This window comes from Sinimarinibacterium flocculans (assembly GCF_003201205.1).
Lineage (GTDB): Bacteria > Pseudomonadota > Gammaproteobacteria > Nevskiales > Nevskiaceae > Solimonas > Solimonas flocculans.
In genome coordinates this window covers 78,518-103,906 of sequence record NZ_QICN01000005.1, presented here as the reverse complement: position 1 = coordinate 103,906, position 25,389 = coordinate 78,518, and the positions used below count along the sequence as shown (strand labels likewise).

Genomic DNA, 25,389 nt, shown 5'->3' with positions numbered 1-25,389 from the left:
ATCAGTACAGGTTGTTCTTGTAGTCGTGGTCCAAGCCCTTCCTCATCAGGCCCGGAATCTTCAGCGCCGCACGCGCGAGCTTCGCCTGCATGCCCGTGGCCGTGCTCTGCTGGACGTGCGTGGCGAACATCGCCGCGGCATCGACGTCGGCGGGCCTAGTGGTAAGCGGCCACGGAGCCAGCCGCGCGAGTGCGGCGCTGTCGCGAATCGCCAGCGCCGGTGCATCGACGCGGGTGACGATCCTGGGGACGCGTTCGCGCACGCTGAAGGCGTTTCGCATCGTCTCGTCCGTGGTGATCGTTGCGCTGCCGCCGAGCACGGCGATGCGGCTCGATCCGGGAATCAGCGCAATCGCAGCGAGGCGCGGCTGCGTGAGCAGGTTGCGGAAGCTGTCGACGCGGCGGTTGCCCGGACGATCCGCATACCAGACGGCGCCATCGTGCCGTCTCAACATCGTGCCGGCCGGATCGCCCTTGGGGCTGACGTCGGCGCGGCCGTTCGCGTCGACCGTCGCCAGCGCCATGAAGCGGGTTTCGCCGAGAAAGGCTTCGCTCGCGTCCGGTACGTCGCTGCGTGGCGACGCCGCCCAGAAGTCCGAGCGGATCAGCGCCTTGGCGCAGTGCAGGTAGCACTCGTCGATGGCCAGTTCGATCGCGTTCCGGTCGATGGCCGCGACGCGACCGTTGACGCGCAGCGTTTCCGCCACGCCCGGCAGCAGCATGAGGGTGCCGAAGCCGTCGCCCGGCTGTGCCAGCGTCGGTTCATCGAGCGAGGCGACGGGCAGCCGCAGGCGTCGCGCACCGTCGGCCTCGACGAAGCCCGGCGCGCCGCTGCCCGGCGTGATGCCGATGCGCGTGCCCGATCCGAACGCGACGAACAGCAGCGGCGACAGCGTCAGCCAGCGCAGGGCACTGTCATCGAGATGGTCCATGACCTTCATGTCGAGCGGGCCGGGCACCTTGCCGACGATAGCCTCGAGCGTGGCGACATCGCGGATCGTTGCGTCAGTCATGTCGTGCGATTCCTCAGAATGCGAACTCGATGCCGCCGCTCAATCGCCGCCGTTCGCCGAGGCTGACGACGTCGTAGCCGGCACTGCCGAAGTTGTTGGCGTCCTTGCGGTAGTGCTCGTCGGCCAGATTGGTGCCAGCGAAGAACAGGCTCCAGTTGCCGGACTGCCAGCGCACCGCAAGGTTGAGCAGTCGGTAGCCTGACAGTTCGTGCACGGGATTGTTGTCGGCGTTGGCGGGCGTCGCGCCGATCCAGAGAACATCCGGGCGGATCAGCAGGCCGGGCAGCGGCATCCATTCGAGTGCGAGCACGCCCGTGTACGTCGGCGCCTTGGGCAGGCGGTTGCCGGCGAAGTCCTCGCCCTGCGTGCTGATGTACGCGTCGAAGCGGCCGCGGGTCAGGCCGAAACCGCCGACGATCTGCAGGGCGTCGAGCGCGCGCCAGCGCAATTCCAGTTCGCCGCCGCGGATCGTCGCGCGGCCGGCGTTCTCCATGTAGTTGTCGATGCCTTCGCCACCCTGGACCTGCATGTCGTCCCAGCGCGTGTGGAACAGGTTGAGCGCCGCCTGCAGCCGCCACGGGGTGTGCGTGCCCTTGAGCGACAGTTCGGTGTTGCGCGTGCGTTCGGAATCGAAGCTGAAGTAGCGCCCGGAGACCTGGTTGTAGCCGTCGCCGCCCGGACGGTAGCCCTTGGCGTAGGCGGCACCGAGATACCAGTGGTCGAACAGCGCATAGCGCGCTGCGAATTTCGGCAGTACCTCGGAGAATTCGCGCGACACGGGCACTTCGGCATCCGCCGGCAGCACGCTGCCGCGCAAGGTGGCGACCAGCAGGCTGGCGGTCAGCGAGTCTCCGGCGTAGGCGGTCTCGAACACCCGGCGGTTCTCCTCGCGATCGGCCCGCAGACCGGCGGTGAGCGTCAGTCGGTCGGTCGCGTCCCAGTCCAGTTCGCCGAACACCGCCATGTCCTTCACATCCGACGGCAGTCCGGACTCGAAGACGATGTTGCCGAGCGGCAGGGTACAGACGACCTGGACGGCGCAGAGGCCGGTGAAGCCCAGCACGAAATTGAGGTCGAGGTAGCCGTCACTCCGGTCCTGGTTGGACTCGTCGTAGAAGTAGGCGCCGACGGTGCCGCGGACGCGCTCGCCGGTGTAGTTCAGCCGCAGCTCCTGCGAGAAGCCGTCCGAGTCCTCGCGCTGCACCGTCGCGCCGCCGTTGCGTTCGTCGTAGTCGGTGTCGAAGCGACTCAGGGTCCCGGAGCGGAACCATGCGCTGACGGCGCGCAGCGTCCAGGCGTCGCCGAGCTGCAGTCGCTGGTCGATCGAGTACAGCTGCGAGCGGTTGTCGAAGTCCTGCGGCTGGTCGTTGCGCGCCACACGGTCGTGCTCGTGCTCGAGCTGCACGTAGGTGCTGCCGCGGGACTGCTCGACGTCGGCGACGCCGAACAGCACGTCGTAGGGGCTGTCTGTGCCGCCGGGCCGCAGTCGCGCGCGCAGGCGCAGGCTGCGGCTGTCGCGGCGTGCCGCGTCGTCCTCGTTGCGCGTCGTGTTGGTGATGTCGCCGTCGTCGCGGCGATCGTCGTAGACACCGCGCAGTGCGAACACGTCTGGCCACAGCGTCGCTTCCGCCGCGCCGGCGTACTGCCGATGGCCATCGTCTCCGCCCGCGATGCGGCCGCGGGCCTGGCCGGTGAATGCGGGCAGGGGCTCCGGCGCGATGCTGTTGATCACCACCGCACCGCCCATCGCATTGCGGCCCTGGCTGGTGGACTGCGGACCGCGGAAGATCTCGACGGTGTCGAGGTCGAGGGCGGACAGATCAGCGTAGCTCAGTGCCGAGCGCGGCAGGCCGACGCCGTCGATGACGACGACATTGGTCGTGCCGTACGACGCGTAGGCACCGGCGCCGCTCGCGCCGTAGCTGCCGATGCCGCGCAGCGTCATGCCGCCGAAGCCGTAGTCACTGTCCTCCAGGCCGGCGTTGGGCGTGGCGCGGATCACATCGTAGACATCGAGCGCGGTGCTGCGCTCGATCTCCGCGCCGGTATGCACGGCGACGCTGCTGGTGGTCTGGTCGGCATCGCGCGCGATCAGCTCGCCGGTGACGACGATGGTCTCCAGGCCCACGGGGGTGGCGCGCGATGCTTCAGCCTCGGGGGGCGCTGCAGTGCGCAGGGGTTCGACGGGGATCGTTCCGGGCGGCGCGTCCTCGGCGGTCGCCGACGTCGTGACGATGAAGGCGCTCGCCGTTAGCACGGCCCGGATCGACGTGGCGAGGCGCATCAGAAACGGTAGGCGACACTGCCGACGACGTTGCGCCGCGAGCCGTAGAAGCAGTCGCCGCGCTCGAGGCAGATCGACAGGACCGACTCGTCCTCGAGGTTGGTGCCGTTGACGGCGATGCGCCAGTGCTCGGATTCCCAGGCAGCCATCGCATCGAACAGCGTGACAGCCGGCACTTCGACCGTGCCGCCCTCGGATGGCAGGGTGGCGGTATACCGCGCGCCGCCGCCGATCGAGAAGCCGGGCAGACCGAACAGCGCGAAGCGCCAGCGTAGCCACGCCGTCGCGCTATGCCGGGGCAGGGCGGCAATGTTCTGGATGCGCGTGGCCTCGTCGGCGTTCGGGCCTTCGTCGCTGTGCCCGTCCAGATAGGTGTACGACAGCAGCAGATCGAGGGCATCGAACCACCGCGTCATGGCTTCGAACTCGAAACCGCGGATCTCCGCGATGCCGAGCTGCTTCTGTTCCGCCGGCGTGTCGCCGGGCGCCAGCCGGTTGGTCTCTTCGATGTCGAAAGCGGCGAGGGTGAACAGGGCGCCGCCGTCGGCGGATTCGAACTTCACGCCGGCTTCGATCTGCTCGCCGCGCACCGGCTTGAACGGATTGCCATCGGCGTCGAAGTCGGCGACCGGCTCGAAGGATTCGGAGTAACTGACGTAGGGCGCCCAGCCGGCATCGAAGCGATACAGCAGGCCGGCACGCAGCGAGGTTTCGCTGTTCTCGACCGGCGGCGTGTTGCCGACGCTTTCCGAGCTGGCGTCGTCGTAGCGCGCGCCGAGCAACAGGATGAGACGATCGCCGAAGCGGATCTGGTCCTGGATGTAGACGCCGGTCTGCCGCAGTTCCAGATCCGGCACCCGTGCCGTGTCCGGCACGATGTAGTTGCCGTAGACCGGCTCGTACAGGTCGAAGCGGCCTTGCTGGATGATCTGCGGGATGCTCAGCGTGCCGGCCACCTCGCGCAGGCGCACGTCGGTGGCGTCGACGCCGACCAGCACGGTCTGTTCGACCGGCCCCCAGCGCCACTGGCCCTGCAGGCGATGGTCGGCGGTCAGCGCACGCGCGTCGGTGTCGCTGGCGTTAGTGACGCGCAGCACGCGGCGCCGCTGGATCGGGTCGAGCTGGTACGGATCGCCGACGTAGACGTTCGGATACAGCGAGCGGTACACGGCGCCGCTGTCGACGTAGCGCAGGTTCTGGTGCAGCGACCAGCGTTCGCCCAGGTCGATCCGCAGCAGCGAGGTCACCGCATCCTGCTGCGTGTCGTAGCGGTCGTAGTCGGGTTCGCTGACGAAGCGTCCGGTCGGAATCCGGCCGTTGCGGCTCGGCAGCACCGTGCCCTCCCAGGGCAGGAACGCCGTCGACGAGCCGGACTCGTCGCGCTGGAAGTTGCCGAGCACGGTCCAGCTCAGCCACGGCGTCGGGTGCCAGCTCAGCGACGGCGCGACGAACCAGCGGTCGCTGCCGACGAAATCGACCTGCGTATCCGATTCGCGCATCAGCGCGACGAGGCGGTACAGCAGCGAGCCGTCGCCGGTCAGCGGACCGGTCGTGTCCAGCGCGAGCTGCCGGCGCGCGTACTCGCCGAATTCCGCGCGCAACTCGTGCGCGAAGGCCGGCTGCGGCCGCTTGGACGTCACGTTGACCATGCCACCGCTGGTGCCCTGGCCGTAGAGCACCGATGAAGGTCCGCGAAGCACCTCCACCGATTGCAGCGCGTACACATCGGGCCGCACGTTGTTGTAGTAGCCGAACTGTGCGCGCAGGCCGTCGCGGTAGGGCACGTAGGCGGTGCCGCGGATGTTGGCGAAGTCGCCGCGCGAATCGAAACCGTAGGCATCGCTGCGGACGCCGGCGGTGTAGCGCAGCGCGTCCTGCAGCGTCAGTGCGCCGAGATCGAGCAGGCGTTCGGCGCTGATCACCGAGATTGACTGCGGCGTCTCGACCAGTGGCGTATCGGCTTTCGTCGCGCTGCTGGCGCGGTCGGCGAGGTAGCGCGGCAGGGCGTCGGCATGACCGGTGATTTCCAGCGGTGCGAGCTGCACCGGCACCTCGTCGTCCGGCCGTTCCCGGACGACGGGGACGGTGTCGTACAGGCCGGTGTCCCCGTCCGCTGGCGACGCGTCATCCGTCGCCCGGCCGGCGGTCGGCCACGCGGACGCGCCGGCCAGCGCGACGATGGTCAAGAAACGCATGGATGCCCCCGGGACTGCATCGCGCCTCCACGGCGGAGGCGGCGATCGATCAATTGGAAAGAGAAACGATAACGATTCTCATAACTGATCGCAACGCAGAGCTGCGCGGGGCCGGAACGACCGGGGCCGGTTCAGGCGGGTTCGGCCTCGGGGGCGAGCTGGATCGGGTGCGGGTCGCCGAGGAAGCGCGGCTCGGTGCGCAGCAGGAAGATGTCGAGCACGGCCTTCATCCGCGCGAAGACCTCGCGCACGGGGTGGCGGTTGCCGGGGCCGCCGTCGCTGGTTGCCGGGGCGAGATAGGCAACGACGTTCAGGTCCATCTTGCGGCCGATGAAGACGGCGCGGTAGCTGTGGTACTTCTGCGTGACGATGGTGAAGCGGTCGAGCCCGAACACGGCCTTGGCGCGGATCACCGAGTCGAAGGTGCGGAAGCCGGCGAAATCCATCGTGATCGCCGATTCCGGCACCCCCTGCGCCACCAGCTCGCGGTACATGTGCCGCGGCTCGTTGTAGGTCTCGTCCGGGTTGGCACCGCTGACGATCAGGTGCTTGACCTTGCCGTTCCGGTACAGCTCCGCGGCAGCGGTGACGCGCCAGCGGAATTCCGGGCTGGGCTTGCCGCTCTGCATGTACTTGCTGGTGCCCAGTACCACGCCGACCTCGTTGAACGGCAGCAGGGCCCAGTCCTTGAAGACGTAGGCATCGGTGCTGTTGATGACCCAGCGATTGGCGCCGAGCACCGCCAGCGCCAGCATGACCGCGCCGAAGCTGATCCAGCGCCGCAGGAAGCGTCGTGTGGAGGGCTTCAAGGCGAATGACCCCCGCGGCTGCGGTCAGGGGCGGCGGTCATGCATTCTCTCCTCGCGGACATGCCGGTCATTCTAGCCGGACGGTCGCGGCGCGGCGCCGTGCGCGTCGCGGCCGCCGGGCCGTTCAGCGCGTCAGTCGCCGCATGGCCTGCTCGAGGCCGGCGAGGGTCATCGGGAACATGCGTTCCGGGCCGAGCAGCTCGTTGGCCACCTGCACCGACGGCGTGTACTCCCAGTGCGACTCCGGTTCGGGGTTGAGCCAGACCAGCTTGGGAAACACGTCCATCACGCGCTTGAACCACACCGCGCCGGCCTCTTCGTTCCAGTGTTCCACGCTGCCGCCCGGATGCACGATCTCATAGGGGCTCATCGTCGCATCGCCGACGAAGATCACCTTGTAGTCCGGCGTGTACTTGTGAAGGATGTCGAAGACCGGGATCTTCTCGCTGTGGCGCCGCGCGTTGTCCTTCCACACCGTCTCGTAGAGGAAGTTGTGGAAGTAGAAGTACTCCAGGTGCTTGAACTCGGTCTTGCACGCGCTGAACAGCTCCTCGCAGACACGCACGTGCGGGTCCATCGAACCGCCCACGTCGAGGAACAGCAGCACCTTCACCGCGTTGTGCCGCTCCGGCACCATCTTGATGTCGAGATAGCCGGCATTGCGCGCCGTGCTGGTGATGGTGTCGTCCATGTCCAGCACTTCGGGCGCGCCCTCGCGGGCGAAGCGGCGCAGCCGGCGCAGCGCGATCTTGATGTTGCGCGTGCCCAGTTCGATGGTGTCGTCAAGGTTGCGGTACTCGCGCTTCTCCCAGACCTTGACCGCGGACTTGCCGCCGCCGGCACCGCCGATGCGGATGCCCTCCGGGTTGAAGCCGCCGTGACCGAACGGCGAGGTGCCGCCGGTGCCGATCCACTTGTTGCCGCCCTGATGGCGACCCTTCTGCTCCTCGAGGCGCTGCTTGAGCGTTTCGATCAGCTTGTCGAGGCCGCCGAGGGCCTGGATCTTGGCCTTTTCCTCCTCGGTGAAATGGCGCTCGGCCATCTTGCGCAGCCACTCCTCGGGAATCTCGCCGAACAGCTCGCCGGTGACGGCCTCGACGCCTTTGAAGTAGGCGGCGAACGCACGGTCGAAGCGGTCGAACTGGGTTTCGTCCTTGACCAGCGCCGCGCGCGACAGGTGATAGAAATCCTCCAGCGAGAAGATCGCCACGTGCCGGGCCAGCGCCTCGAGCAGCGTCAGGAACTCGCTCAGGGACGGCTTGAGTCCCGCGGCGCGCAGGGTGAAGAAGAAGGTGAACAGCACGGGTCGGCTCCGGAGTCTGGGGCCATTGTAGTCATCCGGGCACGATCGGGGCCCGCACCCGGACGGACTTCAGGCTAATCTCCCCCCATGCCCACGATCCACGAACGACTGCGTACCGCCGAGCAGCACCTCGCGGACTGCGACCCGGTGATGCGCACGCTGATCGACCGCTTCGGTCCCTGCGGGCTGGCTGCGCGCCGCCGCGAGCCGTTTCAGGTGCTGTGCGCCTCGATCATCAGCCAGCAGATTTCCAGCCGCGCGGCCGACACGATACAGGCGCGCGTCGTCGCTGCCTTCGGCGAGCGTGGCCGCATCTCCGCAGCGCGGCTGGCGTCCGCGGAAATGGACGCGCTGCGCGCCTGCGGCCTGTCGCAATCCAAGGCCAAGTGGCTGCAGTTCCTCGGCGCACAGACCGCGAGCGGCGCGCTGGACTTCGCGACGCTCAAGCGCATGGACGACGAGGCTGCGATCGAGGTGCTCGACGCGCTGCCCGGCATCGGGCGCTGGACCGCCGAGATGTTCCTGATCTTCGCGCTGCACCGGCTCGACTTGTTCGCGATGGACGACGTCGGCCTGCGCCGCGGCATCAATCAGCTCTACGGCAAGGGGCGCGTGCTATCCGACCGGCGCACGCTGAGCATCACGCGTCCCTGGGCGCCGTACCGTTCGGTCGCGAGCTGGTATCTGTGGCGTCACGCGGACCCGGTGACGCAGACGTGGAACTGAGCAACGGCTTCACTGCCGCGGACGCAGCCCCCGGGCAAGGATCATTCGTAGTGGTATCGACAGGCGACGATCGCCAGATCCTCGCCCGACACGGCGTACACCAGCCGGTGCGTGTCGTCGATCCGGCGTGACCAGAAGCCGCTGAGATTCGCTTTCAAGGGCTCCGGCTTTCCAATGCCGATGAATGGGTTGCGCAGTGCATCCCGGATCAGGGAATTGATGCGCTTGAGCGTCTTTCGGTCCTGGGTCTGCCAGTAGAGGTAATCCTCCCACGCGGCAGCGGTCCAGACCACGCGGCTAGGCATCCGAAAGCTTCCGCACCCGTGTTTTCCCCTTGCGGAGCTGTTCGATAGATCGCGCCAGATGCGCGGCGTTGGCCGGCGTCTTCAGCAGGTGGACGGTTTCCATCATGCTGTTGAATGTGTCCAGCGACATCAGCACGGCGTCGGGTGCGTCCCTGCGCGAAATAATGGCGTAGTCGGCATCGTCCACAACCGAGTCGAAGACCTGCTTCAGCTTGCTGCGCGCCTCGGAGAAATTAATGACTTTCATGGCGTGACTTGTCCTATATATGGGACAAGTCTATCGAGGCAAGGCCGGCTGGGCAATCGCTGAGGCCGCGCCTCGATCTACAGGCCCACGGCGCTGAAGTACGCGCCTTTCAGCGTCTCGCCGTACATCATCCCCAGCCATCCGGCCGCGGCGAGATACGGGCCGAACGGAATCGGCACCCGGCGGTCGTGGCGCAGCAGCAGGATCATGCCGATGCCGACCACCGCACCGACCAGCGAGGACAACAGGATCACCATTGGCAGCGCCGACCAGCCGAGCCAGGCGCCGATTGCCGCGAGCAGCTTGAAGTCGCCGTAGCCCATGCCCTCCTTGCCGGTCAGCAGCTTGAAGCCCTGGAACACGAACCAGAGGCTGAGATAGCCGGCCAGCGCGCCGACGATGGCGGCTTCGGGCGCCGCGAACACCGGCGCAAGGCTCAGACCGAGTCCCAGCCACAGCAGGGGCAGGGTCAGGTTGTCCGGCAGCAGAGTCGTGCGCAGATCGATCACTGCCAGCGTCAGCAGCCCCCAGGTGAACACCAGCGCCGCGGCCAGCTGCGCGCTCCAGCCGAACTTCAGCGCACACAGGCCGGCGAGCAGGCCGGACGCCAGCTCCACCAGCGGGTATTGCACCGAGATGCGCGTGCTGCAGCTCGCGCAGCGACCGCGCAGCCACAGCCAGCCCAGTACCGGGACGTTGTGCCAGGGGCGGATGGCCGTGCCGCACTGCGGACAGGTGGATGCCGGCCGCAGCAGCGAAAGCGGCGGCTCGTCGACCGCCGGCAGCTCCAGGATCTCGCGCGCCTCCTGCCGCCACGCCCGCTCCATCATCCGCGGCAGCCGCAGGATCACGACATTGAGGAAGCTGCCGACGATCAGGCCAAGCAGCACGGTGGCGGAGATCAGCAGGCCCGGGCTGCTGCGCAACGCATCAAGAAAAGTCATCAGATCAGGAATCCTGTAGGAGCGCCTTCAGGCGCGACCGCTCCACCACGGCCAAGCAAGCCCTGTGAGCCGCCACTTTGATCAGCATCTGCAAGCTCAAGGCAATCGCGCACTTGCGCCGCTGGCCTGCAGTAACTTCACTGCCTGTTTGTCGAAGGATACGAATGTATCGCCGCCGAGCTTGGCACCCTCGTAGGCAATAACGCCATCAGCGAAGTCGCCGCCGGCTTCGAGCACTGCAAGCCCGGCAGCGGCACCGGGCCGATCAACCACCACGCTTCTCGCATCGAGCAGCGCGCGAATCGCCGTTGCGATGTCGTGTCGTTTGAAACCATAGAGCCGATCCAGCACCCACGCGAACTCGCAGAGGCAGGGCAGCGTGACGGCAATCAGCTCGGCCTTTCTCAGCAGGCGATCGGCAGACGCTGCCTGTCGGAGATCGTCCTGGACGACACTTCGGATCAGTACGTTCGTGTCGGCAGTGATATTCACCGCGCCTTTCCAGCCCAGCCTTTCGCGGCAGCCTCGTTAATCTCATCAATGCTGGCGCACTTGGCGCTTTTGCCGGCAAGCAGCCCGATGAATCCGCCGATGTCCTTTTTCGGCGCTGCAACGATCTCGATGCGACCGCCCGGGAGTGTATGGACATCGAGTTGATCGCCCGGCTGCGTTCCGAGGTGTTTCAACAAATCCTTCTTGAGAGTTACTTGTCCTTTGCTGGTGATCGAGAGTGTTGTCATTGGATAGCGAGCGTTGATGGATGTAAGGCATTGTTTCCTTACATCTGGGCGATGTCAACGCAATCTGGCGCCGTTCGCCTGTGCCACACCGGGTCGCGACCGCCGCCCCGGTGCGAGACAGTGACTTCAATGGCTTAAGTTCCCCCCGGCGGGCCGAACACTCGGCCTGGGACCCCGCTCAAACTCCTCCCAGCGTGCGGGAGTGAGCAGGGCGATCTCATGGGCTGCCGGTAGCACTCCCTACCCGGCGAACGCCCCGGGGTTGGGTGAGCGGCCCCTTGCAGTGTGAACCCCTCAAATCGCCTGACCGAGCTTGAAGATCGGCAGGTACATGGCCACGACCAGGCCGCCGACGAGCACGCCGAGAACCGACATGATCATCGGTTCGAGCAGACTCGATAGCGTATCCACAAGGTTGTCGACCTCGGCTTCGTAGAAGTCGGCCACCTTGGCGCACATGGCATCGAGCGAGCCCGACTCTTCGCCGATCGCCACCATCTGCGTCGCCATGTTGGGGAAAATGCCCGATTGCTGCATCGTCAACTGCAGCTGCTGACCGGTCGAGACCTGATCGCGCATGATCATCACGGCGTCCTGGAAAACGATGTTGCCGGTCGCCTTGGCAACAGGGGTCATCGCTTCCACCAGCGGAACGCCGGCTGCGAACATGGTGGACAGCGTTCTCGCGTAGCGGGCGACAGCGGACTTGTAAAGAATGTCTCCCATGACCGGCACCTTCAGCAGCACGCGATCCTTGAGCTTTCTGAAGCGCGCGGAACGCCGGTTTAGCTCGAACAGAGTAAACCCGGTGCCGCCGACAACCGCGAGTATCAGCCACCACTTGGCCTGCACGAACTTAGACAGCCCGATGACCATCAGCGTAAACGCGGGCAGATCGGCGCCGAACCCCTGGAACAGATCCTGGAACTGCGGGACGACGAAGTACAACAGGATGCCGGTAACGATGAAGGCGACGATGATGACCGCCGTCGGGTAAGTCAGTGCCTTCTTGACCTTCTTCTTGATCGCCTCGGTCTTTTCTTTATAGGTGGCCACCTTGTCGAGCAGCGTCTCCAAAGTGCCTGACTTTTCGCCGGCATCGACCAGGTTCACGACCAGATCGTCGAAGTAGAGCGGAAACTGGCCGAGGCCGGCCGCGAAAGAGTTGCCGCCCTCGATGTGGGCCTTTATCCCCATGATCATTTCGCCCACGCTGGGGTTCTCGTGACCGCGTCCGACGATCTCCAGCGACTGCACCAGCGGCACGCCGGCGCTCATCATCGTCGCCATCTGCCGCAAGAAGATGGCGATGTCCCCGGCGGTAATTTTTTTCTTCCGCGGCCCGAACAGGGCAGACTGCTTGCGCACCACGACAGGGACAATGCCCTGCTTGCGCAGTTGCTGCTTGACAAAATTGTCGGAGGGGCCCTGTGACTGACCTTTGACCCGGTTGCCCTTGCGGTCAAGGCCTTCCCAACGAAATATCGCTTCCTTGACAGTCGTCGCCTGTGCCATCGCCGTTCCCTGAGTGCCCCGAAAGGCTGCTTATTCGCCCATCGTACAGGCATTCGCCTGCAGCAGATCAATGACCCCATTGCGGACCTTCACCAGCGCTGCCTGTCGCAGGTCCTTGATGCCCTCCTTCTTGGCTTGATCGGCAATGTCGATGGCATTGCCACCTTCCATGATGATGCGCCCCATGGCATCCGAGAACGGCATTACCTGGTAGATGCCGGTACGCCCCTTGTAGCCACTGTTCTCGCACTGGTCGCATCCGACGGCTTCGTGGATGGCGAAGTCGGGGCGGCCAATCTCCTCCTCGGAGAAGCCCTGGCGCAGCATTTCCGGCTTGGGAATGTTTGCAGGCCGCTTGCAGCTGCCACACAAGCGGCGTGCAAGACGCTGTGCAATGATCAATGTGAGGGTGGACGCGAGGTTGTAGGCCGGTACGCCCATGTTCATCATGCGGACGATGGTCTGCGGAGCATCATTCGTATGCAACGTGGAGAGCACCAGGTGGCCGGTCTGGGCTGCCTTGATGGCAATCTCGGCCGTTTCCAAGTCACGGATTTCGCCGACCATGATCACGTCCGGATCCTGTCGGAGAAACGAGCGCAGGGCCGCGGCGAAGGTCAGGCCGACCTTCGGATTCACGTTCACCTGATTGATACCCGGCAAATTGATTTCCGCAGGGTCCTCGGCCGTGGAGATGTTGATATCGTCGGTGTTGAGGATGTTCAGGCCGGTGTAGAGCGAAACGGTCTTGCCCGAGCCGGTTGGGCCCGTGACCAGAATCATTCCCTGGGGCTGTTCCAAAGCCTTCAGGTAAGCCTCCTTCTGCTCAGGCTCGTAGCCCAGCGCGTCGATGCCCAGCTTGGCGCTGGAAGGGTCGAGGATACGGCAGACAATTTTCTCACCGAACAGCGTCGGGCAGGTGCTGACGCGGAAGTCGATCGCCCGCGTCTTCGACAGGTACAGCTTGATGCGACCGTCCTGCGGAACACGCCTTTCGGCTAGGTCCAGGCGCGACATGACCTTCACGCGCGCGGCGAGCCTCTGAGCCTGTGAGATGGGCGGTTGAGCAATGGTCTTGAGTTCGCCGTCCCGACGATAGCGGATGCGGAAGGTCTTTTCGTAAGGCTCAAAGTGGATGTCGGATGCACCAGCATTGATCGCATCGACCAGTATCTTGTTGATATAGCGGATGATAGGCGCATCTTCGGCGTCCGCTCTGGTGACATCGTGACCGGCCTCTGCCTCCCCCCCCTCGACCTCCAGATCCTCCAGGCCAGCCTCGCCCAGGTCCATGTGCGTCTCGCTCTGGGCCTGAATGGCAGCGTCCAGCAACTTGGCGAGCTTGTCTTCCTCGACGATCACGGCCTCGGTTTGCTGGCCGGTGGCAAACTTGATCTCGTCTAGCGCCGCAAGATTCGTGGGGTCCGAGACCGCCACGTAGGTCTTCTTGCCGCGCTTGAACAGCGGCAGGGCATGCGCCTTGCGCAGTACCTTCTCGCTGAGTTCCTTGGCCGCTGCGAAGTCAAGCTCGACCGCACTCAGGTCCAGCTGCGGGACGCCGAACTCCGCGCTCGCTGCTTCCGCGATCGCTGCCGGATTAACAGCCTTGGCCTCAACAAGCGCTGCGACCAAGGGCTGCCCGGCCTTTTGCGCCTTGATCTGATGGGTCTTGGCCGCCTCTTCCGTCAGCAGGCCGTCGACGACCAGCCGTCGTGCCAGACCACTGAGGAACACACCCGTTTGAGACTGCTGCGCGATGGTCATGCGATGTGGCGCCAAGTTGCGAACCACGCCACTATAGAAGCTGGCGGGACCCAGTCAATCATCGTGAGCGCCGCCTGGGCACGACCAAGGGCTCTGCTCAAGCGCAACGTGTGCGCTGAAGAGGGAAGTGGGCGAGAATCTGCGCGCTTGACAGTGGTAGCGTGAGTGCGGGGATTTGCCGCTGGGGAGCGCAACTTACTTCGTATCGGGGGCTTTCCATACCGTGTCAAAGGTCAGCATCATTCTGCCCGCAAAGAACGAGGCGGCTGCGCTTGGCGCGCTCCTCCCCAAGCTCCGCGAGGCTCAACCGAAGTCCGAGATCATCGTCGTCGACGATGGCTCTACTGACCAGACACCCGAACTCTGCCGACGGCTCGGTGTGCGATGCCTGTCGTCACCGTATTCCATGGGTAACGGAGCGGCAATCAAGCGTGGAGCCCGGGAGGCAACCGGAGACATCCTTGTTTTCATGGATGCAGACGGCCAACACGATCCGCACCTGATTGAGCGACTACTGAGTCGGCTGGAGGCCGGGTACGACATGGTGGTTGGAGCGCGGAGCAGGGAAGGGCAGGCGAGCATCCATCGGGGCCTCGCCAATAGCCTCTACAACCGATTGGCATCCTGGATGACCGGGCACAGGGTGCTGGACCTGACGTCTGGATTCCGCGCTGTACGGGCTGGCAAGTTTAAGGAGTTCCTATATCTGCTCCCCAACGGGTTTTCCTATCCGACCACCGTGACGATGGCGTTCTTCCGCAGTGCGTACGGCGTGGCTTACGAGCCGGTCCCGGTGTATCAGCGTGTTGGCACTGTCAGCCACGTACGGCCGCTGAAGGATGGCGTTCGCTTTTTGCTGATCATATTCAAGATTGCAACGCTCTACTCGCCGCTCAAGCTGTTCGCGCCAACCGCCTTTCTGTTCTTCGTGATGGGGTTGGCCTACTACGGGTATACATACTCCACAGTGCACCGGTTCACGAACATGAGTGCCCTGCTATTCAGCGCAGCCGTCATCATCTTTCTTATTGGTCTGGTCTCAGAGCAGATTACGTCCCTGGTTTACAGCAAGTCGCGGGGTTGAGGGGTGGCAAGCAGTCGTCTGCGCCGCTTCGTTGACTCGCTCCGGCATACTCCGCTGCATCCACAGTGGTTGCTGAGTGACCGGCGCATCGTGACTGGCAAGCTTCGGACGCTCGGTTCGGGTCATATCCTTGACATAGGCTGCGCCGACCGCTGGGTAGAGGCCAAGTTGCCAGCGGGCTGCGAGGACACGGGCATCGACTACTTCGTCACTGGCAGCCTGATGTACGGGGCAAGCCCCGACGCTTTTGCAGACGCGGCAGCTCTTCCCCTGCGTGACGCGAGCGTGGATGCAGTGGTGATCCTCGAAGTGATTGAGCACCTGCCTTCTCCGCGCCAGGCGCTTCACGAAATTGCAAGAGTGCTGCGTCCCGGTGGGCAGCTGCTTCTCTCCGTTCCCTTCTTGTATCCCATCCACGACGCGCCATACGATTTTCAGCGGTTCACCGAGCACGGCCTGGCGCATGAGATCGAGTTGGCCGGAATGCGAGTCTGCGAACTCAGGCCTAGCCTCGGTGCGGTGCAGACGGCAGGGTTGATCGTGTGCCTGGCGTTGGGGGGCATGGCCGCGGAATCCGTACGCCGCCGTAGCTTGGGCGTGCTGCTCTTTCCCTTTGCCGCTTTGGCAGTATCCATCATCAACGTCACGGCATGGGTGGCAGGGAAACTGCTCCCCGGATGGACCGCCGTCACTGCCGGCTATGTCGCCGTCGCGAGAAAGTCATGAGGCGCACGGGCGCCATCGTCCTGGTCACGACGTCATTTCCCATCCGCGGTGACGGAAGTGAAGCGGCGGGTTCTTTTGTCTCTGATCTCGCCGAGGAACTTGCCAAGCATGTCCCCGTTCGCGTTGTGGCACCTGGCGAGGAGACCTGCGAGGAGGCATGGCCCGGAGACGTAGAAGTCTTCCGGTTCGCGGCACCGGACAAGGCGCTCTCGACCTTGAGACCTTGGCGGCCCGCCGAGATTCGCGCCATCGGACGGGTGTTGGCCGCCGGACAGGTTGCCACCGAACGAGCTGTGCAGGCTGGCCGCACTGCGCACATGCTGGCGCTTTGGGCCTTGCCATCCGGCCACTGGGCGCGCCAGGTGTCGAGGCGGGTCGGTGTCCCGTATTCGGTGTGGACGCTCGGCAGCGACATCTGGACATTGGGAAAGCTCCCCCTTGTGCGTGCCCACCTGCGTCGGGTTCTGCAAGATGCTCGTCGTTGCTATTCGGACGGGTTCAAGTTGGCGGACGAGACGCGTGCCATCTGTGGTCGTCCGGTGGAGTTCCTGCCGAGTACGCGCCGCATCGAACGGGCGCGCATGATGGATCTCAAGAAGGCGGCACCGTACAGGCTCCTGTTCCTCGGGCGCTGGCACCCGAACAAGGGAATAGATCTATTGATCGCTGCGCTGAATCTGTTGAGCGATGAGGACTGGCAGTACATCGAAGTAGTCGAGATCTGCGGTGGCGGGCCAATGGAGTCGACCGTAAGGCGGGGCGTCGCCGGCCTGCTGGCTGCCGGGCGGCGTATCGAGCTGCGTGGATATGTTCAGAAGCCTGTCGCCGAAAACGCTCTTCTGTGCGCCGACTACCTGCTGATTCCTTCTCGCATTGAGAGCATTCCTGTGGTGTTCTCGGACGCGATCAAGCTTGGATGTCCGGTGATCGCTAGTCCGGTCGGGGACCTGCCCCGCCTCGTCAACGCGACGCCACGGTGCGGACTGGTAGCGGAATCGGTGGATGCACACGCCTATGCGACTGCCATCTCGAGCGCGTTGCGCCAGCCGCCGGCCAGTTTCGCCAACGGACTGGAGGTGATGGCGCGAACCTTCGATCTGACCGGACTGGCGCAAGACATCGCTTCGCGGCACGGAGCCGGGTGCCATGGATGATTTGGCGGCCGCCACTCCGCGCTGGGGGAGTGAAGGACGAGATCGCAAGGCGATGGCGATCCTGCAGACGCTGTTCTCCCAGCGTGGAAAGCAGCTTGCCGACGGCGTATGGGTTGATGTCGGGTGCGGCAGCGGCGGCATTGCCGGCGCGATCTCTCCGCATGTGAAGCAGATCATCGGTATCGATCCTGAGCAGTGGCACTCCTGGGACTCTTTGGCAGAAGAGCGGCCCAACCTTTCGTTTCTCACGGCCAGCTTCGACGGGAGTCGGCTGCCACTGCCGGAGGAAACAGCCGATGTGGTCATCTGCAATCAGGTCTACGAGCACGTGGCGCATCCCGCAGAGTTGATTCGCAACATTCATCGCGTCTTGAAGCCCTCGGGAATCTGCTACTTCGCAGGCCCCAACCTGCTTTGGCCCGTGGAGCCCCACGTTCACTGGCCCTTCGTGCACTGGTTGCCCAGGCGTACCGCTCACGGCTTCATGCGCGCGCTGGGCTCGGAGCGTGCGGACGCCTTGGACGCATATTCCGCCAGCCACTGGGTGCTCATGCACTGGTTCGATTGCGCGGGACTATCTGCCTCGAATCTACTTCGTGCACGTGCCGCAGCAGGGCTAAGGGCAGGGGGACACAGCTGGCTTGCGCTCTTGGCGAAGGCCGTGCCCGATTCCGTCTACAAGCTTCTGAGTCCGCTTGCGCCTGGCTTCGTCTTCCTGCTTGCCAAAGCCGAGGATCGCGGGGGCGACGCTAAGCCTGGCCAGCACCAGCCCAGAGCGCTCGGTGGCAAATGATGCGCAAGTGGCTCAATCTGGACTCCGAGGAGTGGGCCGGGATACTCAGGTCCGGATTCGGCGCCAGCTTGATTGATGTCGCTGAGGGCGCCGAGACGTCGCGCGTGACGATCTTCCGTGCAGGCCCGTTCCGGATTGCGTACCCGGAGTTTCCAGTCGGTGCGACGCAATACCCCCGTAGTTTGACCAATGCGATCGTTCGAGCGGCACGTGATCACCGCGTGGACATGCTGCGCTTTCATTCCTGCGGTTCAGTGCAGGCGGAAAGCCATGTCACTGCGCTCGATCTGGGAACTCATGTGATCCCCGATGTGCAGGCCTGGGACGTGTCAGGGATCGAGAAGGCTCGGCGGAGCAGAAATCGTGCGAATCGCAGTCCGCTGGCCATCGAGCGGGCTGTCGCTCACGATGCGCCAGAGATGTATGCGCTCTATCTTCAGACGCTATCGAGACGTGGAGGAAGCAAGAGGTATACCTTGCCTTACTTTCGCGCGCTCGCCGGCGCCAACAGTTCGCTGATTGCCCGCCTAGATGGGCGCGTCTGCGGTTTTGTAAGCTTTGCGTACCAAGGCTTGCGCGCTTGTTATCTGCATGGTGCGCACGATGCGAGTACGCGACGCTATTACGCATCAGACTTGCTGTTCTACGAGATGATCTCGATGGCAAAGGCTCATGGGGCGAAGGTTTTCGATTTCCTGCCCTCGCCGCCAGATCAGCCGAGCCTGGCGCACTACAAATCCGCATGGGGCGCCGTTGCTGGGCCGTTCGTCGTCAGCGATATCGATGTGCGACCGTTGCGGGCAGGTTTCTTCAGGGCCGCAAAACGGATGGCAGCATTACTTGCCAACGCGCGGTAAGGCTGCCGCAAACTGATATCTGTATTTTCTTGACGTGAGCAGAGCATGGCTGTGGGACGCGAATCGGCAGAGGGGCAATGCGTTCTGGTGATCACCAATCGCCTAGGCATGCTCTCCGTATCGGCAGCCCTGGCCCTCAGGCAAGCAGGCTTTCGTCCTGAAGTCGCCTTGATGAGAGCCGCGGCCGGCAGGCGTGGTTCTGTCCGCGACACTATCGCCAACTATGGCCTTGCCTACACCATCGAGCGAATCGCAGACGCGGCGCTCCGGGTGTCCTGGCTGATACTGGCGAGGCGCGAGTGGCGGCAGCTTGAGGTCCATGAGGTCCCGGCTGGCGACTGGGATGGCCTAGCTCGTCTCGCGGATCGAAAGAGAGCCGCTGCCCTCGTGTCAGCTTCATTCGCTTATCGGTTTCCACCTCACGTGATAGGCCGGCACAAACTCCTGCTGAACTTGCACCCTGCGCCCCTTCCGGATTGGCGCGGTGCCGACCCGATCTACTGGATGTTGCGCAGGCGAGTAACGGTATTTGGCGTGACCTTGCATGCTGTTGCTGAGAAGTTCGACGAGGGCGACGTTTTCTTTTCTGCGCTTGCGCAGCCGCGATTCAGGTTCTCGCGCGGTCTGGTCGAGTTGTGCCTGTCCAGAGTCGCCAGGAGCCATCTCGGCGATTGGATGTCCGCGATCATTCGTGGGGATGTCGTTCCACGTTCGCAGGGAACAGGAACCTACTGGCCTCTTCCGACCAAGAGGAACCAGTGCGAGCTACTCTAGAGCTCTCGGGCGAACGATAGCCGGGACCACTACGCCCGCCGTAATGACGTCCTGGACAAGTTGCGCCAGTCGAATGAGGATGGATACCGCCGCCAGCGTCTCAATTTCTGCGGGCAGGGCCAGAGCCTGACTCAGTCCGATAAAGGTTACTTCCCTGACGCCGAGGCCTGTCGGAACGACAACTGCGAGGTTGCCGATCACCCACGCAAGAAGAACGCTTGCGGCGGCAATTGACAATGACTGGGCATCGAAATCGGTGGTGGCCATGAGGAGCGTCACTATGGACGCGGTGTGAACCACAGCGTGTAGAAGACCGCCCGCCGCGAACGACATTGCCGAGGAGCGAGGGCCTGCCGCAGGTTCAAGGGTGGATGCTTCGCCAGCCCGGGTGGCAGACAACGTATTTGCAAGTCTGGCCAAGAGTGCCTTGGACGAGATGAGGGCGACTCCGGCGAACCAGGTCACGAGCCAGAGGATGGCTCCGAAAAAGGTCAAGTGCACCAGCAAAAGCGCGACTCCGAGCCCTGAGAGAGTGAGCATCAAGAAAATCGAAGCATCCATTCCGGCCAGGAGCGTGCCGCCGATACGATGCGTGCCGATAAGCTGAGCCTGCAGGACGGCGCTCCAGACTTTTCCAGGAATGTACTTCGTGACTTGTGCCGCCAGCTGCAACCAGCCTGCTCTTCGAAAGCGGATACTGATTCCATGCTGGGCGAGAAAAAGCCTGAATGGTAGCCCTGTCAGATAGTTGGCCAGTATCCCGAGCGCAATCGACAGAAGCAGAAGCAGAGGGCTGGCATTAAGGATCAGCGCGTGAAGCCCAGAGCGATAGCGCCACGCCAGCCAGAGTATCAGCGCGCCTGCCGTGACGCCGAGGACAGATCGGACCCCCCTGCTTTGCAGGAGCCATCTCAGTGCGTCCGTGGCGAACGTGTATGCCAGCTGCAAGGTGTGCCGCATACCTTAGGCAAGTGCGCCGTTGACAGCGGCGATGATCCGTTCTGCATCCGCGGGTTTCAACTTCGCCGACAACGGCAAACTGACTGTCTCACGGCCGATTTTCTTGGCGGTCGGCCACTCATCGGGTGTCCAGCCGAAGCGCTCCTGGTAGTAGGGGTGCTCAGGTACCGACAGATAATGCACTCCGGTGCCGATTCGCTGGGCGTTCATCCGCTCAAGGAAATCATCCCGCCCGACGCCGCTCCGCTCGCGGTTGACCATGAGGGTGTATAGATGATGGGCATGTCGCCCATCTGAGCTGGGCTCCGCCGGTCTGCCGACGGGCAGGTCCGCGAAGGCTGCCTGATATTGATTCCAGATGTCGTGTCTCCGTAGCCAGTTGCTCTCGACACGGGAAAGCTGATGGATGCCAATGGCAGCCTGCAGATCCATCATGTTGTATTTGAATCCGCACTCGACAACCTGATAGTGCTTGTATCCCTTGTCGCCGAATCGATGCCATGCGTCCTTGCTCATCCCGTGAAGAGCCAGGACCTTGGCGCGTGCAATATGTGCTTCGCTGCGAGCGAGGATCATTCCCCCCTCGCCAGTCACGACGTTCTTCGTGACGTAGAAGCTGAAGCAGCCGAAGTCACCAAAGGTCCCGGCTTGGCGGCCCTTGTATGTCGTTTCAATGGCGTGCGCGCAGTCTTCGATGACGACGAATTTGTGCTTGGCGGCAATGGACATGATCCGGTCCATCTCGCATGGCCTGCCAGCAAAGTGGACCGGAAGGATTGCCTGCGTTCTGGGTGTGATCGCTGCCTCGATGGCCTCCGGGCTGATGCATTGCGTGGCGGGGTCGACATCCGCCAGCACAGGCGTGAGCCCCGCATGGATGATCGCGTTGATCGTCGCGCAGAACGTCAGTGGTGTGGTAATCACTTCCGCGCCGGGTTCAATGCCCGCAGCAACCATGCTGACGTGAAGTGCAGCCGTACACGAGTTGACTGCCGCGACGTGAGTCGTACCGACTCCCTTGTAACTGGCGAAGTCTTGCTCGAACTGCGCGACCCGGGGGCCGGTACCGAGCCAGCCAGACTGAAGACATTGGACGACTTCGGAGACTTCTTCCTCCCCGATGTCTGGCGCCCCGAAAACAAGAAATGGTTTGTCAGTCACGATGCTGCCGAATGGCGGTGGCTAGAGCTTGGCCGGTCTCAGTAGGCGGTTGCGGTTTTGTGTGGTGCGCGTGCTGGGGGTGAGCTTCTTTGACGGTCCCTGGGGCCAACTGGTATTGGCACGGTGGCAAGGCCCACACTCAACCGGACTATTCTGCACCCACACGCTCCAGAATACGGCGGATTTCGTCGCGGTGAACCGAGGCTGTGTCCAGCTCGGAAGCTCTTTTTACGGCTGCCGTGGCGATACCGATCTCATTCAGCTCTATGGCGAGCTTCGCGAGGTTGAGCTGCGCTATGGGGCTCCGTGGATCTTGCTCGGCCGCTGCCATGGTCAAGGCGACTGCGTTCTGGATATCCCGCAGGACCAGATAGTGATAGCGGCCGTACGCACTCAGCAGCATTGCACGCATCGCGGTCGTTGTGGTGTCGTTGTCCATCGCCGCTTCAAATATCGCCCGGACACCTTCGGGAGAGACGAGCGTTCTGCCGTCCGTAATTCCATTGATAAGCAGGAGCACCGAGGTGGCGTGCAGCATCGGCGACTCGCGCAGCCGGCGTGCGAGGTCAGTGACGACATCCGCCGGGGCTTCATCGGTCTTGTAATTGATGAGCACATTGCTGACAGCCGGATGGACGTAGTGCTGGTTTATTCGCATCGCATGCTGGAACAGTTGCGTCGCCTGCTCTGTGGCACGTTCGGGATCATCGTATGTCGTGCGCCTGGAATAGATCGCCCGGCCGGCGTCGTACAGGCTGCGCGCTGACTCTGGGTGGTGTGCGGCCATTGTCATCGCAAGACGATATGGTTCACCCCATGAATGCGCGCGTGTGGCGGTCCCGGCGGCGAGCGCCACAATCGCCACACAGCAGCCCGCCAGGCGGGCGTTGGGAATACGCTCGGTGAAGCCCCAGATGGCTGCAGTGGCTCCAATCAGGAGCCCCGCCGAGGGCAGGTAGTTGCGATGCTCGAAGACTAGCTCCAGCGGCAAAATGGTGGATTCCATTGCGTGCCCGACAAGGAACCATGCGGCACCGAAGGCCAGCCCCGGGGAGCGGTGCCGCAGGCGCCAGACAAGAGTGGCCACGCCTGCCAGTCCCGCCAATGCGAGGGCAGTTGCCGGTGGCGAGAACAGGCCGGTCGAGGTTGCAATGTCGTCGTGGTAGATCCCCATCCAGGATGGGAGCGGAACCGCTATCCAAAGCAGGTAGTGCGCCAGAATTCTCGGCTGCGTCAGCAGGCGCTCGTACAGGGTGAACTCGCGTACCGAGTAGCCACCGAGCAGCCAGTCCGGGGCGACCGCAAGCGATATGGCAGCCGCGGCGCCGGGCACCGCGAGCGTGAATATGAAAAACAGTTTGAGGATGCGTTGCTGTCCCTGTGTCGATGCGGAGAATCCAAAGCAAAGACACTCGATGACCAAGGCGTACGCGAATGTCAGGGCGCCGTTCTCCTTGCTGAACAGCGAAAGGATGCCGAAGGCAGTGAGGCCACAGAGTGAGGTCGCCAGGCCCGATCCCGTTCGAAGCGTCTGCCAGCGGCCAACGGAATAGCACAGCAACCCAAGAAGCGCGAACAAGGTGGAAAGCTGATTCATGCGCTGGACAACGTAGAGCACGTTGCTGACATGCAGCGGATGAAGCATCCAGATTGAGGCGGCCACGAGAGCGATCGCGCGCGTTGTGGCCGGCGCCGCGACCTGCCGTAGGAGTCGGGGGATGAGCTGGATACCTAGTGCATAAATGGCGAGGCCGGTCGCGACATGTATTGCGAGGTTGGTCGCCTTGAAGGATAGCGGGTCCAGGCCCGATATGTAGTAGTTGACCGCGAAGGAAAGCATGCTGATGGGGCGCATCAACATGCCCGAGTTGGATGAAAGCGCCGCAACGATCCACTGGAAGACGCTCCCGTCGACCGACTGCAGCGCCGCGTTCTCGACGATGTTCTGATGGTCGTCAAAGAGAAAGCCGCCGAACAGTCCCGCGCGATAGACGGCGATCGTTCCGGCAATGGCGAGGAACAACAGGAGTCTTGATGAAACGCTGTGCAGGGCAGTCATCGTCAATCAGTGCTCCGCTTCTTGCTCGGGCCGCCATTTCGTCGCGTCCGCAATCGCGATGTCCAGCGCGTCCAGATAGGCTTCAGGAGGGTTGTTGATAAGGGAAAAACGCCCGTACGCCCGCAGCTTCGCATCCGATGCGTAGCGCTTTGCTGCAGCGAGATCGCCTGCATCCAGCGACCATAGAGCTTGCCAGTATGCACCGTTGATTCTCGGGGAGAGGGTCTGCGCGGTCTCGGCAGCTTGGATGGCGCCGGCTACATTGTTCTCTGCGAGGCTGATCTCGGCGGTGACCATGGCCAGCTCTGCCGCTGCGACAGGGCGAGCTCGTAGCTTCGGGTTACGTCCAAGTGCATCCACCAGGGTCCGTACCGTGCTCCAGCCGAGATCGGTGCAACGGCCCGCGCGACGAAGGACCACGACGGTGCGCAGTGAGGCCTGCATGCCGTTTCTGAACGGTCCGGATGCCAATTGACGACGCAGCCGCTGCGTAGTGTCGCCCGTAGGTTGATCCAGCTGACACTGCAGCTCCAGAAGATGCAGCAGCGCCGTTGGATCATTCGGGTGCGCTTCGAGGTATCGTCCCGTGATGGCTTTGGACTGCATGAACTGACCCTGACCCTGCCAGACGCCAATGGCGAACTGGAGTGCCCGAAGAGAGTCGGGCTTCTCCATCGGCCACACGGTCGCTGCCACGGTTTCGTCACCCCACACGCGGCTCTGTGCGGCGGTCAGTCCACTCAGAAGCAGCGCGATCGCGGCCAGGACTGAAAGCAGGGGCTTCCATGACAGAGCAGCGGCCAAGGTGACCGGGACGATCCAGATGAGGCCGACGCTGGGCAGATAATTGCGGTGGTCAAAATAGAGCTCGAGCGGGAGCACGCTCGACTCCAGAGCGTGTCCGGCAACGAACCATAGAACTCCGCAGGCGAGAAGAGGCGCCCGTCGTCGAACGCGGAGCGCGGCGATGATCAGGAGGGCGACTGCCAGCCAACTCCAGAAGACTCGCCACACCGGATACTGCTGCGGCTGAACTTCGGTGAATATCCCGGCGCTCGTCAGGCTGGGCAGATAGGTTTGCTTGACATACTCGAACAGGACTGGGCCCTGAGATGCGAGGCGCTCCGACAATGAGAAGTCGCGCGCCAGGTACCCCTCGAGCCAGCTCGATGACGTGAAGGCGAGGTAGCCGACCAGCAAGTACAGCGGCAGACGCAGCAGCAGCAGTGAGCCGTGACGCCACCATCGTGGCGTGGGCAGTCCGCCTGCCTTGAGCACGGTCGTGTCCAGCACCAGCGCGAAGAGCGGCAGCAAGGCGCCGTTTTCCTTGCTCAGCGCGGCGAGCGTGCCGAACCCCAGGATGCCCCCGCATATCCAGGCGTAGCCGGAACGGGGATCGCGAGCTGCAATCTGGCGACCGTGCACGAAGCAGAGAAGTCCGGCCAGGGTGAACAGGGCCCCCAGCTGTGTCATGCGTTGTACAACATACAGCACGGTGGAGACGTTCTGCGGGTGGGTGGCCCAGAGCAGTGCACAGGCGAAAGCGAGGATGCGAGGTCGACTCAGGCCGGATATCGCAACCATTTTCGCGCACAGTGCGTAGATCAGAACGCTTGTCGCGAGGTGAATCAACAAGTTGGTGAGCTTGAACGGCCAGGGATCGGCGGGCCACTCCAAGCTGTTGAGCGTAAAGCTCGCCAGGCTGATCGGCCGTCCGAGGGGGCCGGCGGTGCCGTTGAGAACGAACGTGAGCCAGTCTCTGACGTGTTCTATACCACTACCGCTGGCGGCGAGGCCCTCGAGGTTCCAGGCGTCGTCAAACAGGAACGGTCCGCCCAGCCCGGGCCAGTAAATCAGCAGTAGCCAGCCGGCGGCCAGTGCCCCGACACCGGTCAACTGAAGCGAGGTGGCGAGGGTTTGGCGCTTGTTGTCGGCAAGATGGTTCGCCATCGGCCCGGCCTTCGTTGCGGTCATGTG

Annotated in this window: 23 protein-coding genes; 7 read left to right on the top strand and 16 right to left on the bottom strand. The window is 63.7% G+C overall.

Annotated features, from left to right (window positions below):
- Position 1 precedes the first annotated feature (1 nt).
- From C8D93_RS10845 to C8D93_RS10825, 5 genes are all read right to left on the bottom strand, one after another.
- Positions 2 to 1,012, bottom strand: coding sequence for a pyridoxamine 5'-phosphate oxidase family protein (locus tag C8D93_RS10845; protein ID WP_110265220.1), 1,011 nt, complete (start codon positions 1,010 to 1,012; stop codon positions 2 to 4).
- Between the two features lie 13 nt (positions 1,013 to 1,025).
- Positions 1,026 to 3,269, bottom strand: a complete 2,244-nt coding sequence (locus C8D93_RS10840; RefSeq protein ID WP_245903884.1) for a TonB-dependent receptor — start codon at positions 3,267 to 3,269, stop codon at positions 1,026 to 1,028.
- 26 nt (positions 3,270 to 3,295) lie between these two features.
- Complete coding sequence (locus tag C8D93_RS10835; RefSeq protein ID WP_110265218.1) at positions 3,296 to 5,491, bottom strand: TonB-dependent siderophore receptor; 2,196 nt, start codon at positions 5,489 to 5,491, stop codon at positions 3,296 to 3,298.
- A gap of 131 nt (positions 5,492 to 5,622) precedes the next feature.
- On the bottom strand, positions 5,623 to 6,300 hold the full coding sequence (locus C8D93_RS10830) for a SanA/YdcF family protein (RefSeq protein ID WP_110265217.1): 678 nt from the start codon (positions 6,298 to 6,300) through the stop codon (positions 5,623 to 5,625).
- Positions 6,301 to 6,424: 124 nt separating this feature from the next.
- Positions 6,425 to 7,603 carry a vWA domain-containing protein gene (locus C8D93_RS10825; RefSeq protein ID WP_110265216.1) on the bottom strand — a complete coding sequence of 393 codons (1,179 nt, stop codon included), beginning with the start codon at positions 7,601 to 7,603 and terminating at the stop codon, positions 6,425 to 6,427.
- A gap of 87 nt (positions 7,604 to 7,690) precedes the next feature.
- Here C8D93_RS10825 and C8D93_RS10820 point away from each other — a divergent pair, with 87 nt between their 5' ends.
- Positions 7,691 to 8,329 (top strand): DNA-3-methyladenine glycosylase family protein, encoded by a 639-nt coding sequence (locus C8D93_RS10820; RefSeq protein WP_110265215.1) that lies wholly within the window; start codon positions 7,691 to 7,693, stop codon positions 8,327 to 8,329.
- 41 nt (positions 8,330 to 8,370) lie between these two features.
- Here C8D93_RS10820 and C8D93_RS10815 read toward each other — a convergent pair whose 3' ends face one another.
- The 7 genes from C8D93_RS10815 to pilB form a co-directional block, all read right to left on the bottom strand.
- A complete protein-coding gene (locus tag C8D93_RS10815) occupies positions 8,371 to 8,634 on the bottom strand; it encodes a Txe/YoeB family addiction module toxin (RefSeq protein WP_110265214.1) in 264 nt (87 codons plus the stop codon).
- Positions 8,627 to 8,881 (bottom strand): type II toxin-antitoxin system Phd/YefM family antitoxin, encoded by a 255-nt coding sequence (locus C8D93_RS10810; RefSeq protein WP_110265213.1) that lies wholly within the window; start codon positions 8,879 to 8,881, stop codon positions 8,627 to 8,629. Before C8D93_RS10810 ends, C8D93_RS10815 begins: the two co-directional genes overlap by 8 nt.
- Positions 8,882 to 8,958: 77 nt before the next feature.
- The gene (locus C8D93_RS10805; RefSeq protein WP_110265212.1) at positions 8,959 to 9,825 is read right to left on the bottom strand and encodes a prepilin peptidase; all 867 of its coding nucleotides are present in this window, start codon (positions 9,823 to 9,825) and stop codon (positions 8,959 to 8,961) included.
- 96 nt (positions 9,826 to 9,921) lie between these two features.
- Positions 9,922 to 10,317, bottom strand: a complete 396-nt coding sequence (locus C8D93_RS10800) for a type II toxin-antitoxin system VapC family toxin (RefSeq protein ID WP_110265211.1) — start codon at positions 10,315 to 10,317, stop codon at positions 9,922 to 9,924.
- Positions 10,314 to 10,565, bottom strand: coding sequence for an AbrB/MazE/SpoVT family DNA-binding domain-containing protein (locus tag C8D93_RS10795; protein WP_110265210.1), 252 nt, complete (start codon positions 10,563 to 10,565; stop codon positions 10,314 to 10,316). Before C8D93_RS10795 ends, C8D93_RS10800 begins: the two co-directional genes overlap by 4 nt.
- Before the next feature lie 294 nt (positions 10,566 to 10,859).
- Positions 10,860 to 12,080: a type II secretion system F family protein gene (locus tag C8D93_RS10790; RefSeq protein WP_110265209.1), complete on the bottom strand. Its 1,221-nt coding sequence runs from the start codon at positions 12,078 to 12,080 to the stop codon at positions 10,860 to 10,862.
- A 30-nt stretch (positions 12,081 to 12,110) separates the two neighbouring features.
- Positions 12,111 to 13,844, bottom strand: a complete 1,734-nt coding sequence (gene pilB / locus C8D93_RS10785; protein WP_110265208.1) for a type IV-A pilus assembly ATPase PilB — start codon at positions 13,842 to 13,844, stop codon at positions 12,111 to 12,113.
- 223 nt (positions 13,845 to 14,067) lie between these two features.
- Between pilB and C8D93_RS10780 the strand changes: the two genes are divergently transcribed.
- The 6 genes from C8D93_RS10780 to C8D93_RS21360 are packed head-to-tail and all read left to right on the top strand — an operon-like array spanning position 14,068 to position 19,232.
- Entirely contained in the window at positions 14,068 to 14,928 is an 861-nt protein-coding gene (locus C8D93_RS10780; protein WP_110265207.1) for a glycosyltransferase family 2 protein, read from the top strand.
- Positions 14,929 to 14,931: 3 nt separating this feature from the next.
- Positions 14,932 to 15,654 (top strand): class I SAM-dependent methyltransferase, encoded by a 723-nt coding sequence (locus C8D93_RS10775; protein ID WP_110265206.1) that lies wholly within the window; start codon positions 14,932 to 14,934, stop codon positions 15,652 to 15,654.
- Entirely contained in the window at positions 15,651 to 16,808 is a 1,158-nt protein-coding gene (locus C8D93_RS10770; RefSeq protein WP_170123992.1) for a glycosyltransferase, read from the top strand. Before C8D93_RS10775 ends, C8D93_RS10770 begins: the two co-directional genes overlap by 4 nt.
- On the top strand, positions 16,801 to 17,601 hold the full coding sequence (locus C8D93_RS10765; protein WP_110265204.1) for a class I SAM-dependent methyltransferase: 801 nt from the start codon (positions 16,801 to 16,803) through the stop codon (positions 17,599 to 17,601). Before C8D93_RS10770 ends, C8D93_RS10765 begins: the two co-directional genes overlap by 8 nt.
- On the top strand, positions 17,601 to 18,458 hold the full coding sequence (locus C8D93_RS10760) for a GNAT family N-acetyltransferase (RefSeq protein ID WP_170123991.1): 858 nt from the start codon (positions 17,601 to 17,603) through the stop codon (positions 18,456 to 18,458). The genes C8D93_RS10765 and C8D93_RS10760 overlap by 1 nt, the downstream gene beginning before the upstream one ends.
- A 45-nt stretch (positions 18,459 to 18,503) precedes the next feature.
- Entirely contained in the window at positions 18,504 to 19,232 is a 729-nt protein-coding gene (locus C8D93_RS21360) for a formyltransferase family protein (RefSeq protein WP_110265202.1), read from the top strand.
- On the opposite strand, the gene C8D93_RS10750 is transcribed toward C8D93_RS21360, so the two are convergent.
- The 4 genes from C8D93_RS10750 to C8D93_RS10735 form a co-directional block, all read right to left on the bottom strand.
- Entirely contained in the window at positions 19,224 to 20,180 is a 957-nt protein-coding gene (locus tag C8D93_RS10750; protein ID WP_170123990.1) for a lysylphosphatidylglycerol synthase domain-containing protein, read from the bottom strand. The genes C8D93_RS21360 and C8D93_RS10750 overlap by 9 nt on opposite strands.
- Before the next feature lie 15 nt (positions 20,181 to 20,195).
- The gene (locus C8D93_RS10745; protein ID WP_110265200.1) at positions 20,196 to 21,356 is read right to left on the bottom strand and encodes a DegT/DnrJ/EryC1/StrS family aminotransferase; all 1,161 of its coding nucleotides are present in this window, start codon (positions 21,354 to 21,356) and stop codon (positions 20,196 to 20,198) included.
- Positions 21,357 to 21,501: 145 nt separating this feature from the next.
- Positions 21,502 to 23,418: a hypothetical protein gene (locus tag C8D93_RS10740; protein ID WP_146216569.1), complete on the bottom strand. Its 1,917-nt coding sequence runs from the start codon at positions 23,416 to 23,418 to the stop codon at positions 21,502 to 21,504.
- Complete coding sequence (locus C8D93_RS10735; RefSeq protein WP_110265198.1) at positions 23,419 to 25,386, bottom strand: hypothetical protein; 1,968 nt, start codon at positions 25,384 to 25,386, stop codon at positions 23,419 to 23,421. It lies immediately after the preceding gene.
- Positions 25,387 to 25,389: the final 3 nt, after the last annotated feature.

Coding starts and splice junctions, on each gene's coding strand:
- C8D93_RS10845 (WP_110265220.1), bottom strand. CDS start 1,012: ATGACTGACGCAACGATCCGCGATGTCGCCACGCTCGAGGCTATCGTC.
- C8D93_RS10835 (WP_110265218.1), bottom strand. CDS start 5,491: ATGCGTTTCTTGACCATCGTCGCGCTGGCCGGCGCGTCCGCGTGGCCG.
- C8D93_RS10820 (WP_110265215.1), top strand. CDS start 7,691: ATGCCCACGATCCACGAACGACTGCGTACCGCCGAGCAGCACCTCGCG.
- C8D93_RS10815 (WP_110265214.1), bottom strand. CDS start 8,634: ATGCCTAGCCGCGTGGTCTGGACCGCTGCCGCGTGGGAGGATTACCTC.
- C8D93_RS10810 (WP_110265213.1), bottom strand. CDS start 8,881: ATGAAAGTCATTAATTTCTCCGAGGCGCGCAGCAAGCTGAAGCAGGTC.
- C8D93_RS10805 (WP_110265212.1), bottom strand. CDS start 9,825: ATGACTTTTCTTGATGCGTTGCGCAGCAGCCCGGGCCTGCTGATCTCC.
- C8D93_RS10795 (WP_110265210.1), bottom strand. CDS start 10,565: ATGACAACACTCTCGATCACCAGCAAAGGACAAGTAACTCTCAAGAAG.
- C8D93_RS10790 (WP_110265209.1), bottom strand. CDS start 12,080: ATGGCACAGGCGACGACTGTCAAGGAAGCGATATTTCGTTGGGAAGGC.
- pilB (WP_110265208.1), bottom strand. CDS start 13,844: ATGACCATCGCGCAGCAGTCTCAAACGGGTGTGTTCCTCAGTGGTCTG.
- C8D93_RS10770 (WP_170123992.1), top strand. CDS start 15,651: ATGAGGCGCACGGGCGCCATCGTCCTGGTCACGACGTCATTTCCCATC.
- C8D93_RS10765 (WP_110265204.1), top strand. CDS start 16,801: ATGGATGATTTGGCGGCCGCCACTCCGCGCTGGGGGAGTGAAGGACGA.
- C8D93_RS10760 (WP_170123991.1), top strand. CDS start 17,601: ATGCGCAAGTGGCTCAATCTGGACTCCGAGGAGTGGGCCGGGATACTC.
- C8D93_RS21360 (WP_110265202.1), top strand. CDS start 18,504: ATGGCTGTGGGACGCGAATCGGCAGAGGGGCAATGCGTTCTGGTGATC.
- C8D93_RS10735 (WP_110265198.1), bottom strand. CDS start 25,386: ATGACCGCAACGAAGGCCGGGCCGATGGCGAACCATCTTGCCGACAAC.